This window comes from Streptococcus cuniculi (assembly GCF_004570575.1).
GTDB classification, from domain to species: domain Bacteria; phylum Bacillota; class Bacilli; order Lactobacillales; family Streptococcaceae; genus Streptococcus; species Streptococcus cuniculi_A.
Map to the genome: position 1 here is coordinate 1 of NZ_SPPD01000009.1, position 17,293 is coordinate 17,293.

Here is a 17,293-nt window from a genome sequence, read left to right on the forward strand (position 1 = left end):
TCATGAAGCCCTCCTTTACATCAATCATTATAGCAAAACGGGAGTTCATTTGTAAATAGGATTCCGTTTATCTTGTTGGGAAAGTAGATCCAAATATTGAAACCAAATAGAAAGAAATTTCCTACCTAAAAGGGATAAAAATAGGACTTTCAGAGAAACACTAACACCTAGACAGTGTCTTAATAAGATATCAGCCCTGTGCCTAACCTCAAAGACTATTATGACACTTCTCTTTCACCTGCAAGAGAATAATTCTGAGCTATTCTTTGGGTTAATACACGACGCTCTACCTCAATCACACACCTTCAAAAACACTTGTAACACCTTTATACGCTACAAAACGTACATCACCAATGCCATGGAACTTCCTTATTCTAACGCAAAGCTTGAAGCTACCAACAAACTCATTAAAGACATCAAACAAAAAGCTTTTGGCTACAGGAGCTTTGATAACTTTAAAAATCGCATTTTCCTCGCTTTGAACATCAAAAAAGAGAAGGCGAAAATCGTCGCCTCTCGTGTTTAGTTATAAGTCACCCACTACAGTTGACAAAGGGCCGAAAAAACAGTCCACTGGAACTTACTCGCTTTCCTATTTCTAGGCTCGTGAAAAAACAGTCCACTGGACTGTTTTTTTACTCTTTATTCTCTAACGCGCGTAACATTTGATCAATCTTGTTCCCGTATTCAATCGATTGGTCTTTTTCAAAGACCAAATCTGGGATTTTATACAGGGTGAGTTTGCGGCCAAGTTCCCGTTTGATGGTTCCTTTGGCCTTTTCAAGTCCTGTCTGGGCTTTTTGATTGTCAGAAGCCAAGTCACTCATGATGGAGTAATATACTTTAGCTACCGATAAATCGCCCAGCATTTGAACATCTGTAATCGTTACGCCTTGAACCCGTGGATCACGGACTTTCTTTTGCAAAATCTCATTGACTTCACGCTTGATTTCCATGCCCACACGATCTGTACGAAAATGGTTCGCCATGTTCTTCCCTCCTAATTTAAAGGATTTTCTGATTGAAAATCAACACAAAACGCTACAAATTATCATCTAATGGATTGAGGTGACGGGGTATTGTTTATTTAATACTAGTATAGCCTAAAAAGTGTAGCACAATTAGCTAGTGATAGATGAAAGTCGAATTACTTGTATTCATCAGACGCTTCCAAAGCCCCTATTTGCCATAGCCATTACGAGCTTGCTCGTGATACGGATACGGAAGAAACGCTCCAGTGGAGGGTTTCTTCAAACAAAGTACACTTTGTGCTTCAACAGTCTAGGAATAGACTGTTGAAGGTTGGAAATAGAACGAGCATCGCTCGTGTCAAACGCTCTCACTACTTCGTTTTAATCTCTTCCATGATATAGGCTTCGATAACGTCGTCGACTTTGAGGTCGTTGTAGTTTTCAATCATGAGTCCGCCCTCGCGGCCGTTGGTGATTTCTTTCACATCATCTTTGAAGTGTTTTAAGCTGGCAAGTTTGCCGTCAAAGATAACAACTCCGTCACGGATAACACGGACACTTGAATCACGGGTAACTTTTCCGTTAATCACCATAAATCCACCGATGGTTCCCACTTTTGAAACCTTGAAGGTTTCGCGGATAAGAGCTTCACCAATGACTTTTTCTTGGTATTCAGGGTCAAGCATGCCCTTCATGGCGTCTTCCATTTCTTCAATCACCTTATAGATGATACTGTGGAGACGGATTTCGACATCATCAGTTTCTGCCTGCTGGCGTGCTTGTGGTGTCGGACGGACGCTAAATCCGATAATGAAAGCATTTGATGCTTCTGCCAGGGTCACGTCAGATTCGTTGATTGCACCGACCGCTGAATGGACGATATTGACACGAACACCTTCTACTTCAATCTTTTGAAGAGAGGAAGCAAGGGCCTCAACCGAACCTTGTACATCGGCCTTGATAATGACATTCACGGACTTGACTTCACCTGCTTTAAGGGTATCAAAGAGGTTTTCAAGACTGACACGTTGGGTAACTTGACGTTGTTTCAAGAGGGCACGTTTGGCACGCTCTTCACCTGCTGCACGGGCTGATTTTTCATCTTCGTAGACGGCAAAATGGTCACCCGCCATTGGTGCTTCGTTCAGACCAGTAATCGAAACTGGTGTAGATGGTCCAGCTACTTTGACACGGCGTCCTAGGTCATTGGTCATGGCACGAACACGTCCGAAGGTATTTCCGACAACGATTGGATCTTGGACATTCAAGGTACCTTGTTGAACAAGAAGCGTTGCAACCGCACCTTTTCCTTTATCCAAATGCGCTTCAATAACTGTACCGATTGCTCGAACTGTTGGATCAGCTTTCAACTCTTGGATTTCCGCAACAAGGAGAACCGTTTCCAACAATTCATCGATGTTTTGATTGAATTTGGCTGAGATTTCTACAAATTCACTGTCTCCCCCCCAGGCTGTTGAAATGACACCATGCTCTGCCAATTCACCGATGACACGCTCTGGATTTGCACCTGGCTTATCAATCTTGTTAATGGCTACGATGATTGGAACATTCGCAGCTTTTGAGTGGTTGATCGCTTCAATGGTCTGTGGCATTACACCGTCATCTGCGGCAACGACCAAAATAGTCAAGTCAGTGACAGATGCTCCACGCGCACGCATACTCGTAAAGGCTGCGTGTCCAGGTGTGTCAAGGAAGGTGATTTTCTTACCACTTTCTTCGATCTGGTAGGCACCGATATGCTGCGTGATTCCTCCTGCCTCACCTGTTGCAACGCGTGAATTGCGAAGGGTATCAAGAAGGGTGGTTTTCCCGTGGTCAACGTGTCCCATGATTGTCACAACTGGTGGACGTTCTACCATTTCTTCTGGATTGAGGTAGCCTTCTTCAACGAAGAAACGCTCAATATCGGCATTATCGACTTCCACTTTTTCTTTAGCTTCAATGCCATAATCCACCATGAGCAATTCAATCGTATCGCCATCAAGGGATTGATTTTGAGTCGCCATCACACCCATCATAAAGAGTTTCTTCACGATTTCAGCTGGTTCGCGTTTGATGCGTTTTGCGATTTCAGCAACCGTCATACCCGCTGTATATTCAAACTCTGTCGGCAATTCGTGGAACTTGCGTTCTGTGATAGGCTTGGCTGCTTGTTGTTTGCCGTTTTTCTTTTTCTTGTTTGGATTCCAGTTACTATTTCTTTGATTTCTCACTTGATTTTGACTATTTCGATTCTTTTGTTGTTTTCTTGGACCATCTTCTTCGTGATCAAAATCATCACGACGTTTGTCTGGTCGAGCTTGTTTTTTCCGACGTTTATCTGTAGCAGGTGTTGCTTCAACTGCCGCTGGTACAACATTCGGCTTTGTTTCTACTACAGGCTCTTCAAATTTGATTTCTTTTGGCTTTTGAGGCTGCTTCTTGGCCTCTTGGGCTTGGCGGAAGCGTTCTTCACTGGTACGTGCATATTCTTGCAGTTGCTCTGCTTTTAGAGCAGCTGCACGAGCCTTGAAATCAATTTTAGTACGGGTTTCTTCCATTCTTGGGCGTTGGTCACCACGATTTGGACGCTGACCTCCTTGAGCAGATCGCTTATCAAATCCTGGATTGCGATTTCCTCTACGGTCTTGGTCTCTGTGGTCACGACGCGGTTTTTGTTGGCCATTTGAACGGTTGTCCCGCGGACGTCCTTGACCTTTTCCTTGATTACGCTTCGCCGCTTGCTCTTTGGCACGCGCTTCACGCTCCGCCTTAAAATTACGACTTTTTGGACGATTCACCGCAGCTTGAGGAGCAGGAGTTGCAGGTTTTTCTTCTACAGTTTTTGGCTCAGCTTGTTCAGGTTTACGTGGTGCTTTTTCCACCTTCGCTACTGCTTCAACCTTTTCCACTACCTTCTCCACTGTCTTTTTCGCTCCAGAGAATCCTTCGATAATTTTACTTGCAATCTCTGCTTCGACACTTGAGGAGTGGCTTTTGACCTCAATTCCTAATTCTTGCGCCTTGGCGACAACTTCTTTACTTTCCTTGCCCAATTCCTTGGCAATCTCGTACAATCTCTTCTTAGACAATATCTTGTCCTCCTGTTCTATTCCATAATAGACCTCATTTTCTTAGTAAATCCAGCATCTGTCACAGCCAGCACCTTACGTGGCTTGCCGACTGCCGAGCTTAATTCCAGCGTTGAAAACGCGGTAACAACTTCTACCTGATAGGTACGACTTTTATCTGTGATTTTCTTACTTAGGTTGGGAGCCGCATCCTGTGCTAAAAAGACAAGTTTAGCCTTTTGCTTTTGGATACTCTCAACAACTAATTCTTCTCCTGAAATTAGGCGACCAGCACGTTGAGCCAAGCCAAGTAAATTTAATATTCTTTGCTGGTTATTCAAGACCCAGTTCTCTCCTTTTGACCTTGTGATCAACATAGGCAATCAATTCGTCATAGAATTCTGCGGCTACTTCCATACTAAAGGCACGGTCAAAGACACGCTTTTTCTTGGCCTGAGCTGCTTCTGCATTATCCAGCTTGATATAGGCTCCGCGACCATTTGCTTTCCCAGTCGGGTCAATAAAGACTTGGCCTTCCTTATTTTTCACAATGCGCAATAAATCACGCTTGTCAATAATCTCTCCCGAAACAACCGATTTTCGTAAGGGGATTTTTCTAGCCTTTGCCATACACACCTCCAAACAAGCTTATTCGCCTGCTTCGACAGCGTCTACAGCCTCTGCTTCACCATAAAGTTCCGCTTCAATTGCTTCGTATTCTGATGCAGATTTGATGTCAATACGGAAGCCAGTTAAATGAGCTGCCAAACGCACGTTTTGTCCACGACGACCAATGGCAAGAGACAGTTTGTCATCTGGTACAACAACAGTCGCATGCTTGCCATCTTCCGTATCAAAGATAACTTGGTCAACTTCTGCTGGGGCAATGGCATTGTAGATGAATTCTGCTTCATCTGGAACCCACTCGATGACATCGATATTTTCCTCTATTGGAATCATGCGGTCCAATTTAGCATCATAGCGTGCTGGGTGGAACTTGCCTGTAATCTTCTTGATGTTTGAACCACCGCGACCGACGATTGTTCCGATAGCGTCCACGTTTGGATTGTGGCTGCGCACCGCAACCTTGGTCCGGTCACCTGCCTCACGAGCAACGCTCATGATTTCTACTGTACCGTCATAGACTTCTGGAATTTCTTGCTCCATTAAACGCTTAATCATCTCAGGGTGGCTACGACTCACAAAAACATTGACACCACGCGCATTGTCTTCAACCTTATACACATAGACTTCGATGCGGTCATGCGATTGGAAGACTTCGCCAGGAATCTGGTCTTGTTTGGATAACTGTGCTTCAATATTGCCCAAATTGACATAGATGAAGCGGTTATCAAAGCGTTCAACTGTTCCAGACATGATCTCTTTTTCATGCGCCTTATAGGTATTATAGGTAATCGCACGCGTTTGCTTACGCATCTTTTCCATAATAGTCTGTTTAGCAGATTGAGCTGCTACACGACCAAATTCTGCTGGTGATTCTTCAAACTTAATCTTATCCCCTAATTCATAAGCAGAAGAAATCGCCAAGGCATCTTTCAAGCTAATTTCAAGACGACTATCAAAGACTTCATCTACGACCTCGCGAACAGTATAGACGCGAAAATCTCCTTTTTTCTCGTCGAACTCAATCGCAGCAGATTCCGATTGACCATAGCGGCGTTTGTAGGCTGAGCGAAGCGACTCCATGACCGCCTCAATGATGTCTTCTTTTTTTATCCCCTTGTCTTCCTCTAAAATACGGAAGGCTTCTAGCATTTCTTTACTCATCTTATTTTCCTTTTTCTCAAAAGGTCCTTTCTGTTAAATTTTGACAGCCAGACGTGCTTTTGCGACTGTCTGATAGGGAATGGTGACTTGTTTTTTTCTCGTTTTATCCATGTATTCCATCAACAATTCCTGATTTTCAAAGGAGAGGAGCGTTCCTTCAAAAATCTTATTTTTATTAATTGCTTGATAAAGTTTGACATGGATATACTGACCAACGGCTTTCGCAACCGCTTCAGCATTTTTTAATGGCCGCTCAAGACCAGGACTGGTAACTTCCAGCATATATTGGTTTGGAAAGGGATCTGGCTGAATCTGATCCAAAAGTGGGCTGATTATTTCTGATAACTCAGCCGTATCATTGAGGGAAATCCCTCCCTCCTTATCTACAAAGATAGATAGGACATCATCGCCACCCATCTTGCCATACGCCACATCCACCAGCTCATAGGGAGCAGTAATGTGCGGAGCAATCGCCTGCGTGACAATCTCTACAATCGTTGCCATCGGAAAACCTCCTTCTAGATACACATCAAAGGGCTGGTACAAGACCAACCCTCCTTTTCTCTATTTTTAGTTAGTATAACACACTTTCAAGACTTTGTAAAGGAATATGTTTTTTAGCCATGGCAAACGCATGAAACACCTATTTCCGAATTATAGTCTGAATAAACATGCTTTCTTTTTAAATTTTTCTATAATAAAAACGCGAACCTCTGTTCAATACTTGATAAAATCCGAACAATGAGATGCAGAAAACTTTATTTTCTTGCTAAAAATCTTTCATGTGGTTATCGTGGTTTTGGAGCCTACACCCATGTTTCTTGTTACCCATAATCATTTCTTGAGTAGGGCACTATCCCCGCTCCCTACCCCACAAATCGTAGGAGGGAAAAGAGGATAGAAAGGGTCACGAGAAGGACAATGATGAGGTAAAACAAGGACTGCTTGGGTGCTTCCTTTTCCCCTCGCTCATACCGCACCTCCTCAATCCGCTCCTTGATGTCGGCTTCCAATAATTCATTCCGCTTGGACATACTGCCCCTCCTCTCCTAATAAGGCTTGATAGGCCGCCTCGGTAGCTTCCTCGCTCTCTAGGCGTTGACGTGAAACACGCGATTGAATCTCCTCCCCTCGCAACCATGCTGCTAAATGAGAGGCAGCATCTGGGGAAAAGAGGGCTTCGTCTAAGACAAAACGCTGGTCATGAACCGTATTCTCAAAACCTGCAATCAAGAGGTTATGCTCAAAGGCTTGACGGGTTCCTGACAAGATCTCACTGCCATGATTGATGTCAAGATAGATCGAACACTTCTCAAACAAGTCCGCTACCTGACGCGGAGCGATATTGGGGTAAAGGGTCACATGGGCCTCCTCCTCATAAGCCTTCAAACGCGGAGACATCTCAGTCAAGGCGGCGATATGGAACTGGTAATCGGACAATTCCTTCACCAAGACAGCCATGCCCTCCAACTGATCCGAATTGGTCAAGATAAGGATTTCCTTGGTCTGTGCGTTCTCCGAATGACGTGGATAAAGGTAGCCTAGATAAGAAATCATCGAAGCCTCTTCGTCTGAGACAAGTTGAAGGAGTTTCTCATAGCTCTCCTTATCCTGCACGACGATCTTCTTGGTCCGCTTGGCTGAACCAGATAAAATCAAGCGCATATTCCCCGGTATCTCCTGACCAATCTTCTCCTGCCAAAAGAGAACATCCTGCCCGTCTCCTCCTAAGTAATAGGACAAGACAAAGGGACTGGACAGGGATGTATACCAAATGGCAGAAAGATCTACCTGAGCCTCCCTCAGGTAAAAGAGATAAAAATCCGTTCGTTTCGCAAAGGGATAGACCTTCCCCCTCCAATTCAGGAGATGATAGCCTGTCTGGAGGTTCTCCACCAAGACCTCCTCCCCACTGGCTTGGTAATAGTGTTTAGAGACAGCCTGACCCTCTGCGTTAAAATAGGTCCGCGCAAACATCCAACCATACTGGTTGTAATGATCCTGCCGGTACACCTCTTGAGACGGGGTAAGCCACTCCACTGTCTGAACCAAGCGGAGGTGTTTGGGCTCGTGGTAATGAATGGTCGCCTGCTTGGTGCTGTCGTTATAAATAGCCCCTTGGGTATTGGTTCCTGTTATCTGCCAAAAGGCTGGTAGGGGAACCTCATTGAAATAAAGGGGCTCCCCCTCTCCCTCTTCCATCCCACAAAAGAAGGCATAGGGAGACGTGACACCTGCTGGTAAGCCGCCGTCCTCTTCTAAGACAATGCTACTGCTACCTAAAAGACCACTAGCCTCTAACGAGTAATAGAGGTCTCTTGCTGCGGCATTGAAACGATCAAATAGCGTAATCATCGGTCATGTCCTCCACAAAGTTTTTCCAGGTGTCAGCCAAGCGCTCATCTAAAAAGTCGGTCGCTTTTTGATAAGAGACGCTCTGAGCCTGCGCTTGATCTAGCTCTTGGTAATACCGGCAAATCGCCTGCGCAAAGGAGCGAGCCATTTGGCGGCGGTCATCCGGTTCATGACGGGCAAGTAGATAGCCATTTTGCCCATCCTCCACAAAGGTCTGATTCCCATACGGTACATCTAGTCCAATCAGGGGGAGACCTGAACCGACTGCCTCCATTAAGGTCAAGCCAAAGCCTTCACTGGTCGAAGCAGTGAGATAGACCTCATAGGCTTGATAGAGTTCCGTCAGGTGTTGGTGCCCCTTTAGGTGAATGTAAGCGCCAGCCTGGTGTTCTTCGATCAGCTGGGTCAGTTTCCCCCGCTCCCCACCTTCACCATAGATGTCAAAGGTCAAGTCTGGAAGCGTCTGACGTGCCTCCACAACCGCTAAAACCAGCCAGTCAATATGCTTTTCGCTGGCTAGGCGGGAACCCGTCACCAGTGAATACGGTTTGCGCGCCCTCGTGGGATAACGAAGCCTGTCCAGACTCCCAACCGGAATGGCATAAATCTTGGGACGATGTGAGGTGTAGGTCTGAAACTGGGCTTCTAAGACCTCTTTTTGCTTATTGGTAGAGGTGATAAAGGCATCAATCTTGTCCGCATTGGTAAACTGATATTCATAATAATTATTCCAAAGGATATGGTGCTCATCTGTTCCTTTGGCATTAAAATGTTCCGCATGCACCACAACAGCTAGCTTGGCTGCACCCCGATGCTGTAAAACAGCTTGACCGACACCAGTCGCGCGGTCTAACAGGATTACATCCTGAGAGCTCAAGCCCAAACCTTCCAAGAGATAGGCAATCAAGTCGGACTTGGAAAAGCAGATGCGGTCCTGAAAGGTAAAGATACTGGACTCTCCTCTAATCTGTTCCGTATAGGCAACACTGCCGTCCTCATTGAAAAAGAAACGGTGAGAGAGCGTGGGTTTCCCGTCTTTAGGGACATAGTATTCGCTAAAGACTTTACTGTAGCTGTAGTAATCCTTACGCATCAACTGACCGTTTGCGACATACTCCACCCGCTGCACACAGCGCCCCTCCTTGCCACACACTGCCGCATTGACATACAGGTCTTGGCCTTCAAAATAATAGCGGACCAACTTGTTGCCTGTCTCAATCTTACGAATGGGCAGGCTGAAGCTCGCTTCTAGTTGCTCCCGCGTATACGTCGTAGGGGCGACAACCATATCGGTAAAAAATCCATATAACCAGATAATCTCCTCATCCCGAAAGCCGATATTGGCGGTGAGATGCTGAAGATTTTCAGATTGAAAGAAATCCATAAAGATAAACTTAGCGGGAATCTTCAAACGCCGCAACACTTGGGCACGGTAGGCTTGGGCATATTCAACGCCGCTGCTCGCCCAACCGATCCCTAAATTGATATTATAAACTGTCATAACCCCTCTGCCTATACAAAATAAATCGAATGACCGTCCGTAGGGTTCCCTTCCACACGGCTTAACATCACATGGCGCACAATGCCCCGTTTGACCTGCTGGCTCATCTGCTCGTAAGACAACAGGGATTCGCGATAATACTCTGTAATCGAATCCCGCTGCCCAATCTGGCGCATGGTCACAAAACTTTTTAACTGCTGGAGATTGTCCACCTGCTCAACCCAGCATTCATCAATCGCCCGCAAGACAGCTAGACGCAAAAAGTGAGCGTACTGGTCTCCTAATTCGCTGGCTTTTTTCTTCAACTCACCTTGGTACAACTGCCACAGATAGGCTCTGACCGAAGAAGAGCTCGAAACATCGACCTTTCCCGAAAAGTTCTGAAGCTGATAGCTATAATGTTCCAAGATATACCGGCGGAGTGCCTCTTCTGTCAAGGGCTGAGCCTGCCTAACATAGTCAGAAATCACCTCGTGAAACACGCGGTCAATCTGCTCCTCCAATGCTCTCTCTTCTTCAATCAATTCGTTCCGAAGGGCATAGATTTTCGTACGCTGCACCCGCAAGCTCTCATCAAAGCGAATCGTAGAGGAGCGAGCAGCCACTGCCTTGTCTTCACTGATTGATTGAGCCCGACCAATGAACCGTTGGTAACGCCGCCCCTTTAAGGGGTGGCCATAGTTGGCACGGTTTGTATGGTTATGGGCATCGAAATAGCGCTGGACGCTCTTGCCACCGTATTGCTGAAGCAATTCATCTTCTAAGGAAACAAAGAACTGACTCAAACCGGGGTCCCCTTGGCGACCCGCACGCCCCCTGAGCTGCCAGTCAATCCGGCTATTGGGCATCCGTTCTGTTCCCACAACCGCTAAGCCACCTAGCGCTGCGACACCCTCACCTAGCTTAATATCCGTTCCCCGTCCAGCTAAAGAGGTCGCTACCGTCACTGTGCCTTTGCGTCCTGCTTCCTGAATAATCAGGGCTTCTTTCGCCGTATTCTTTGCCGTCAAAACGCTGTGCGGAATGCCTTCTTGCAACAACATCCGCGAATAAATCTCGGCGATGTCCACCGTTCCTGAAATCAATAAGACCGGCTGCCCTTTTTCATGCAAGGTCTTGACATAGCGTAAGGTCGCCTGTAATTTTTCTGGTAGCGTGACATAGACTTGATCGGGGTAGTCAATCCGTCGAATGGGGGTATTGGTCGGAATCACCACGACAGAAAGCTGATAGGTCGCAATCAACTCATCTTCTGCTAACTTGCCCGTCCCTGTCATGCCAGCCAACCTCGGAAACATGTTAAAGAGACTCTGATAAGTGACAGAGGCGATAGACCGAGAATTCTTGGTCTTTTTGACCCCTTCTTTAGTCTCAATCGCTTGGTGAATCCCCGATTGCAGGCGGGTACCTTCTAAGATGCGCCCCGTCCGATTGTCCAACAGCTGCACCTCATCGTTCATCACCACATAATCAACATCCCTTTGATAGAGATGATGAGCGCGTAGAGCTAGATTGATGTGACGGTTGAGCTCAAAGGCAGATTCCGCATAGAGATCTGGGACGTCAAAAAAGGATTCTGCGTATTGACTTCCCTTCTCCGTCAGATAGACCGTCTTTTCTTCTTGGTTAAAATGATACTCCTCTTCTGCCTCCAGTGTCAAGACAAATTGGTTGGAGACATCATACAGGTTGGATTGAACACGGGGAGAGCCTGAAATAATCAAGGGAGTTTGCGCGCTATCCAGTAATACGGCATCCGCCTCGTCGACAATGGCATAGTGAAAGGGACGCATAAACTTGTCCTTTCGATCCCCTGCTAAATTTTCCGCAAGGTAGTCAAAGCCTAGAGCGGTACTCGTCGTATAGGTCACATCTGCCGCATAAACCGCACGCCTGTCCTCTATGTCAACCTCCTCCCCCTCCTCAAAGGCACCAATCCCAACGCTCAAGCCCATAAAGCGATACAGCGGTCCCATCTCTTTGGCATCACGCCGGGCGAGGTATTCATTGGTCGTGATTAACAGGACGCCTTTACCAGTTAGGGCATTAAGATAGAGGGGAAGAGTAGCAGTCAGGGTCTTTCCCTCCCCTGTTTTCATCTCAGCTATATGGCCTTGATGAAGGGCGAGAGCACCCAAAACCTGCACGTCAAAGGGATACAGGCCAAGCACCCGCCTTGCGGCTTCACGGACAGCCGCAAAAGCCTCTACCGTCACATTATCCAGGGTCTCCCCCTGGGCTAAGCGCAGGCGAAATTCATCTGTCTTAGCGCGTAAGGCCTCGTCTGATAACTGGCGCATCGCTGGCGCCAGGGCATTGATTTTCTCTAATATTCGTCTTAATTCTCGTAATTTCATTCGATTGATGAATGAAGGTCTTTCTTTTAGTGACACAGTAAATTCCTTATCATAGTAGTTGAATAAACGGTTTGATCAGATTCAATTCCTCAGGGAGTTGGTTTTCTGTATAGCGCTTGGCTAAGGGGCGCGCGACTGCCACCTCTTTTAGCTCCCCTTCATGGTAGAGGCGCATTTCCTCAAAGTGGACCCTCTGGCAACCTGCGCTCAAAACAGTAATAGTATAAAAGGCGACGCCTGCAGGACAGGTAAAGACCTCTTTCCCTTTTCGTAAAATCTCAAAGCTGATTTTTTCATTCTGCCGATTGTAATAGTCAATCTGGATAAAGACACGATCAGCTGGCTCTGATACAATCTGCCGCTCTAAACGATACCTGTGGTGGGCGATAAGCAAGGGAAGATTGGGGCTACGCCGCTCCCCTTGATAATTCGTCCGCGAGGTAAAGCGAACAATGGGCTTTCCAGAAGCGAGACGGGGATTGTAAAAGGTCACGTTGTCCTCTGAAAAATCCACCAACGACCCGTAGAGATAGGCCGAGCCACTATAGACTTCCCGCCAACGAATCGTGGTTAATAAGTGCTTGGTCATGAGTACTTCCTTCCATAGCCTTCTTCTAGTAAATCCTTATACTGGCGCATAAACCACTTGTTAATGGCGCGACTGTTATCATTGTGCCGTCCTTCATAGCCCTTGGTATAAATATGAGCCCCTTTGCTAGACAGGTGGGCAATCAGGCGCTGAGCCGCCTGTCCGTCATAGTCATCATTTTCCATATAAGCAATCGCAAAGCGGGTGTGCGGGAAGGACGACTGGGAGAATTGATCCCAGAAGGTGTGATTGAGTTGCTCAATGGCATCGACCTCCACCCCACCTGTCAAGTTCAAGAGGACATCAGCGCTGGTCTCAAATTCATCTGGACGTTTGAGCTTCATCCCAGCAGCTGTATCCCCAAGATTGGTAAAGGGCTTCCCAACTACAACACCGTAGGGTTCGAGCTGGGAGGCATAGTAGAGCGCCCCAAAGGTCCCCATGGACAGCCCAGACAATATCAAGTCTGATGAAGAAAAGCCCAGATAAGCTAGAGACTCTTGAATCACACGGACCAGCGCTTCTTCTAAGGGCTTGGTGCCACCATAAAAACTTCCTCCCTCTAAGCGAGGATCGCCAATTAACATAAAGGGGGCCTTGAGCGATTTCATGATCCCAAAGCCCTCAAAGCCTTCAGCTGAGCGAAAACCAGAGAAATAGACATTGAGGGGTGGTTTCATATCACCTGGATTGAAATAGTAGATGAACTCTTGACGCTTGGCATCGCTATAGCGTTCTCCACCCAAGACAAACCGGCCCAAGCCCATACGAGAATACCGCCAATGAAGCGGTCCAAAGCTCAACTTGCCCTCACCCTTGGCATAGACGGTCACGGCATAAAAACCTACTTCCTCATCTGGCTCTAAGATATAAGGGCTAGAAAGGTTCTCTTCTCTTAAGAGTAAGGGGGCTTTCATATCATACAGACTCCCGCGGTACATGGGAACCAGTTCGAGGCAAATCTTAGTCTCGCCAGCTACCTTGATGTACTCCAACCATAATTCCAAAGCGATAGGAAAGCTACTTAAATTATACCGAAAGGTAAAGAGGGGTTCAAACTCCTCGCCAAATGAACCCTCAAAGCTAGCAGAGACATGACCTTCATAGGTCACCTTCCCTCTAAACAAGGGATTGACGTCGATTTCAGGAATCTTTAACTTGGCACCATACTGACTGCTAAAGAGGGTCAGGTGAAGAAAGTGAACCAATTCATCCTTACTGGAAAAGGGAGGCAGCTCACGCAGGACCTTCCGGCGGAAGATCCCCTGTGGCTCCTCACTGGCCAGCCCCAAATCAGGCAGGCAAAAGAGCCCATAGGCCTCAATGGTCGGCATTAGCTGTGTGAGAGCCGATTCCTTAACGGAATCCGTCACGAGAATGGCATCAAAATGAAGGCGGATTTTCAAGGGTTCCTCTCCCTCTTTGGAAGGAGGGAGCTGGGCAAGCGCCCGCTTGGTTTCTTCCTCTAAGAAAGAGTCAATCGCCTCAGGACGGCTAAACAACCACTCCAGATCCTCTGGCAGAGTTCCCAACTCCTCTAACCAGTTGAGTTGTCCTATTTGTAAAATCTTCATGCTAGCTCTCCTGTTCTAGTAGGTCTTTCCACTGGGAAAGGATGCGACCACTGGTATAGTCAGCCATCTTCTGAACGGCATAGACCAAGGCAGCGTTCCAATTCGCAAGACCGTCCAGGTAATAATGAAGTGCTTCAAGGAGTGAGCCTCCCTCCCCCAAGACCCAACCGTTCTTGAGGTGGGTCACATACTCCGTCTCGACACGATGAATCTGGGGGATGCCTGCACTGATACTGGCAATCTGCGTATAAAGGTCTGGCTCTGGTCCCAAATCAAGCACTAAGCGGGCAGTATCCAAGGCTTCAATCACCTGGCTCTCATTGGAAAAGCAGTCAAAGCGGATGCGGGTCAACTCCAGTTCCTCCTCCTCTTCCAACTCATTTTCGCCTGTCCCTTCTACGACTTGAAAGAAATGAGCCAACTCAAACGAACGGGAAATCTCCTGCTCTACCCACTCCTTAAGCCCAGCGAGGGGATACTGGTGCTGGAAAGTCACGAGGCGCAGCTCAACCAGCGCCTCCTGATCCATTAAGATCAAGAGGTCTGACAAGATTGCTTTCACCTCTTCCTCAAGCAGACCGTCAATATGGAAATACAGAATCAGTTCTTTGACCATTTGGCTGTGACCGAGTCGCAAGCGGGTATCAAAGGGGGAAATGCGACTCACTGGATGAGATGAACTCCCTAATTCCTCTAAGCTCGTAAGCAACTGGTGCTCCTGTTGCTTGGTATCCACCACCAAAAGAGTGGCAGCTTGGGCAAGTGGAGCCAGTAGATCACAACGGGTCGTATCATAGCGATCCGCAAAAAAGGAAACCACCTTCTGTTGTTCGGGAAAACTCTCTAATAAGAGATCGTTATGGTGCGCATGACTCGCCAAGACCAAGACATCTTCTGCCGTTATGACCTCCCTCTTTAAGACCCCTAAACGCTCTTGAAGCAATTCCTCCCAAGTGACATACCAGCGTTTGTCAAAGCGACCATCCGCATAGCCATTCACCTCAATCCCCCTCTTCTCTACGCCTAGGTGTTCTCTGACCTGCCAGACGCCATTGGGATTGAGATAGTCTTGGTAAAGGGGCTGCCCCATGTCATTGTGATAGAGGATGCTGGAGATAAAGCCGCGATCATCAAAGACATACTGTTTGTCCAGATGCCCTTCTTTTTGCCAATCAATCGTGAACAGATTCCCATTCTCCGCAAAATGAATGGTGGCCAAGGTCTCATCCCCCTTTTGAGCCACAACCGCAAACGGACTGTAAAGAAACCGCGTGCCACGGGGCCAATTCAACTCCTTGAACGAAAGGGGATGAGTGGACACTCGCGATACCGTCTGGATGTCATCAAAGAAGGACCAATAAGGGGTATCGAGCAAGTCCTGCTTATGCAGGAAATAGCGCAGCTGTGGTTGGTAATTCAGCAGTACCAGACAAGAAGCTTCTGCCGCATTCTGAAACATCTTGAGCTGATTGACCGTATCATCAAAGGACATGCGCTCAAAGACGCGAAACCAAGGGGCGGTACCGTCATACCATGGTCGTTCCTTGGGATACCAAGCTGGAATGAAATAAAACATGCTTCCTCCTAGATGAGATTCTGATAGTTTTTCCAATTTTGTAATAGTTGAACCTGTTCCTTCATGCCGAGCAAGAGACTGGCTATGATAAAGGCATTGCTTATGAGCAGGGCCAGACTGACGTTTTCAGCGTTTCCATTTTGAAGTACGATGACCAAAAGCGGAAGCCCTCCCATTAAGAGGACGAAAAACGCGCCAAACTGGGCTAAGACAGTGATTTTCCCTTGAATATACCGCCTAGTCTCCTCTCCCGGACGAACACTTGCGATGTAATCCCCGTTTTGACGCATATTTTTAGCGATGTTGTAGGCATCGTAATTATAGTAGGAAAAGCCAATGGCAAGGATATACAACAAGATGAGGTAGAGTATCACCCCAGGTAGTTGGGAAATGCCAATATGGGTTGCCAAAAACAAGAGAGTGGGCTGGTCAGGGAAAAAGGAGAGGAGAATCTGGATAAGATAAGGCGGTAAGAGCATCAAGGTCATCCCGTACATAAAGGGCATAGCTCCTGCGGGGGTGACCCGAATCGGCAGGTAGCTGTCCTTATGGTAGGCGTTTTGAATCCCAATCCGTTTAATGGGAATCCGGTATTCGGCGTGATAAAGGAGTACGGTCACAAAGACGAGGACACAAAAGCCAAGGAGAAAGAGAAGCAAATTCTGCCAGATGGTCTGGGTTAGACCATTTTCAATGTATCTTCCGATATTTTGGACAAAGGAGAGGATCATATTGGTCAGGATAATAATCGTCATGCCCCCCAAGCCTTTTTGGGAATTGACCCCACCGAGCCAAGTCAGGACAAAGGAGCCTGAGACTAGGATGAGGATGGTCACGAGGCGCGCCCATACGATGCCCTGTGCTCCCTGATCTTGAAAGAGGGAAAACGGGGTGTTGAGTGTTAAGCCATAGGCTTGGATGCCTGCAATCAAGAGCGACAGAAGGGTGCGGTACCAATGCAGTTGCAGGTTGGTGAGATCCTTGAAAATCCCAAAGACGGTGAAAAAGCGCCAGAGGATCATGGAGGTCATCCAAGGGCTAAGACCGAGTGAGAATAGGTTAATCGTGCCAAAGCTAGCTCCTGTCACCGCGGCTAGGTTGTTTAGGAGGTCAAGGTTGGCGATTTGCTTCAGACTTTCTTGACTGCTTACCAGTGTGGTGACGGGGAGTTTCCTACCAAGGAGATAAATGAGGGCAATCAAGAGGGTCCAGACAATCTTAGGGACAATCAAGCCTCTGCGCCAGCGTTTGGTTAGTTCGACGAACAAGATGAAGTAGATCCTTTCATAAGATACGAGGGCGTGAAAAAAGCGACTGAAAATTAGGAAACATGACGAGTGAAAAGCTCCTGTGGAGGTTTTCAGCCCATTCCTTAAAGCTAGCCACAGCTGTAACTAAAGTTAGAATAGCTGCCTATCTATTTTCCGAGCTTTTAGCCCGAGTTCAGTTTCATAAGATGTGAGAGCGTTTGACATGAGCAACGCTCATTTTATTTCCAACCTTCAACAGTC

Annotated in this window: 13 protein-coding genes and 3 pseudogenes; 1 reads left to right on the forward strand and 15 read right to left on the reverse strand. The window is 47.0% G+C overall.

Translation table 11 applies throughout. From position 1 onward, the window contains the following. Positions 1–142: 142 nt before the first annotated feature. Positions 143–526, forward strand: a pseudogene (locus tag E4T82_RS06945) (transposase); the annotation flags it as partial. A 109-nt stretch (positions 527–635) separates the two neighbouring features. Here E4T82_RS06945 and rbfA read toward each other — a convergent pair. The 15 genes and pseudogenes from rbfA to secY2 all read right to left on the reverse strand — a co-directional run bounded on the left by rbfA (position 636) and on the right by secY2 (position 17,050). Next, the gene (rbfA, locus tag E4T82_RS06950) at positions 636–989 is read right to left on the reverse strand and encodes a 30S ribosome-binding factor RbfA (protein WP_075105524.1); all 354 of its coding nucleotides are present in this window, start codon (positions 987–989) and stop codon (positions 636–638) included. A 353-nt stretch (positions 990–1,342) separates the two neighbouring features. Further along, positions 1,343–3,511: pseudogene (gene infB / locus E4T82_RS06955) on the reverse strand (translation initiation factor IF-2); the annotation flags it as partial. A 422-nt stretch (positions 3,512–3,933) separates the two neighbouring features. Beyond that, positions 3,934–4,063 (reverse strand): annotated as a pseudogene (locus E4T82_RS13170) (translation initiation factor IF-2 N-terminal domain-containing protein); the annotation flags it as partial. A 17-nt stretch (positions 4,064–4,080) separates the two neighbouring features. Next, positions 4,081–4,383 (reverse strand): YlxQ-related RNA-binding protein, encoded by a 303-nt coding sequence (locus E4T82_RS06960; protein WP_228065086.1) that lies wholly within the window; start codon positions 4,381–4,383, stop codon positions 4,081–4,083. Continuing rightward, positions 4,376–4,672, reverse strand: a complete 297-nt coding sequence (rnpM, locus tag E4T82_RS06965) for an RNase P modulator RnpM (protein ID WP_135182133.1) — start codon at positions 4,670–4,672, stop codon at positions 4,376–4,378. The genes E4T82_RS06960 and rnpM overlap by 8 nt, the downstream gene beginning before the upstream one ends. A gap of 18 nt (positions 4,673–4,690) precedes the next feature. Next, positions 4,691–5,830 carry a transcription termination factor NusA gene (gene nusA, locus E4T82_RS06970; RefSeq protein ID WP_135182134.1) on the reverse strand — a complete coding sequence of 380 codons (1,140 nt, stop codon included), beginning with the start codon at positions 5,828–5,830 and terminating at the stop codon, positions 4,691–4,693. Between the two features lie 33 nt (positions 5,831–5,863). Next, positions 5,864–6,334: a ribosome maturation factor RimP gene (rimP, locus tag E4T82_RS06975; protein WP_135182135.1), complete on the reverse strand. Its 471-nt coding sequence runs from the start codon at positions 6,332–6,334 to the stop codon at positions 5,864–5,866. Positions 6,335–6,696: 362 nt separating this feature from the next. Next, positions 6,697–6,864, reverse strand: a complete 168-nt coding sequence (locus tag E4T82_RS12510; RefSeq protein WP_167753589.1) for a hypothetical protein — start codon at positions 6,862–6,864, stop codon at positions 6,697–6,699. Next, positions 6,848–8,185 carry an accessory Sec system glycosylation chaperone GtfB gene (gene gtfB / locus E4T82_RS06980; RefSeq protein ID WP_135182136.1) on the reverse strand — a complete coding sequence of 446 codons (1,338 nt, stop codon included), beginning with the start codon at positions 8,183–8,185 and terminating at the stop codon, positions 6,848–6,850. The genes E4T82_RS12510 and gtfB overlap by 17 nt, the downstream gene beginning before the upstream one ends. Further along, the gene (gene gtfA, locus E4T82_RS06985; RefSeq protein ID WP_135182137.1) at positions 8,169–9,686 is read right to left on the reverse strand and encodes an accessory Sec system glycosyltransferase GtfA; all 1,518 of its coding nucleotides are present in this window, start codon (positions 9,684–9,686) and stop codon (positions 8,169–8,171) included. Before gtfA ends, gtfB begins: the two co-directional genes overlap by 17 nt. A gap of 11 nt (positions 9,687–9,697) precedes the next feature. Further along, the gene (gene secA2, locus E4T82_RS06990; RefSeq protein ID WP_280842406.1) at positions 9,698–12,079 is read right to left on the reverse strand and encodes an accessory Sec system translocase SecA2; all 2,382 of its coding nucleotides are present in this window, start codon (positions 12,077–12,079) and stop codon (positions 9,698–9,700) included. Between the two features lie 13 nt (positions 12,080–12,092). Next, complete coding sequence (gene asp3, locus E4T82_RS06995; protein ID WP_135182138.1) at positions 12,093–12,632, reverse strand: accessory Sec system protein Asp3; 540 nt, start codon at positions 12,630–12,632, stop codon at positions 12,093–12,095. Next, positions 12,629–14,206: an accessory Sec system protein Asp2 gene (asp2, locus tag E4T82_RS07000; RefSeq protein WP_135182139.1), complete on the reverse strand. Its 1,578-nt coding sequence runs from the start codon at positions 14,204–14,206 to the stop codon at positions 12,629–12,631. Before asp2 ends, asp3 begins: the two co-directional genes overlap by 4 nt. Before the next feature lies 1 nt (position 14,207). Next, positions 14,208–15,782: an accessory Sec system protein Asp1 gene (asp1, locus tag E4T82_RS07005; RefSeq protein ID WP_135182140.1), complete on the reverse strand. Its 1,575-nt coding sequence runs from the start codon at positions 15,780–15,782 to the stop codon at positions 14,208–14,210. A gap of 8 nt (positions 15,783–15,790) precedes the next feature. Continuing rightward, positions 15,791–17,050 carry an accessory Sec system protein translocase subunit SecY2 gene (gene secY2, locus E4T82_RS07010; protein WP_135182141.1) on the reverse strand — a complete coding sequence of 420 codons (1,260 nt, stop codon included), beginning with the start codon at positions 17,048–17,050 and terminating at the stop codon, positions 15,791–15,793. Positions 17,051–17,293 lie beyond the last annotated feature (243 nt).

Excerpts from the sequence above, each read along its gene's own strand:
- E4T82_RS12510 (WP_167753589.1), bottom strand. The coding sequence starts at position 6,864 with ATGTCCAAGCGGAATGAATTATTGGAAGCCGACATCAAGGAGCGGATT.
- rnpM (WP_135182133.1), bottom strand. The coding sequence starts at position 4,672 with ATGGCAAAGGCTAGAAAAATCCCCTTACGAAAATCGGTTGTTTCGGGA.
- rimP (WP_135182135.1), bottom strand. The coding sequence starts at position 6,334 with ATGGCAACGATTGTAGAGATTGTCACGCAGGCGATTGCTCCGCACATT.
- gtfA (WP_135182137.1), bottom strand. The coding sequence starts at position 9,686 with ATGACAGTTTATAATATCAATTTAGGGATCGGTTGGGCGAGCAGCGGC.
- asp2 (WP_135182139.1), bottom strand. The coding sequence starts at position 14,206 with ATGAAGATTTTACAAATAGGACAACTCAACTGGTTAGAGGAGTTGGGA.
- asp3 (WP_135182138.1), bottom strand. The coding sequence starts at position 12,632 with ATGACCAAGCACTTATTAACCACGATTCGTTGGCGGGAAGTCTATAGT.
- asp1 (WP_135182140.1), bottom strand. The coding sequence starts at position 15,782 with ATGTTTTATTTCATTCCAGCTTGGTATCCCAAGGAACGACCATGGTAT.
- nusA (WP_135182134.1), bottom strand. The coding sequence starts at position 5,830 with ATGAGTAAAGAAATGCTAGAAGCCTTCCGTATTTTAGAGGAAGACAAG.
- rbfA (WP_075105524.1), bottom strand. The coding sequence starts at position 989 with ATGGCGAACCATTTTCGTACAGATCGTGTGGGCATGGAAATCAAGCGT.
- gtfB (WP_135182136.1), bottom strand. The coding sequence starts at position 8,185 with ATGATTACGCTATTTGATCGTTTCAATGCCGCAGCAAGAGACCTCTAT.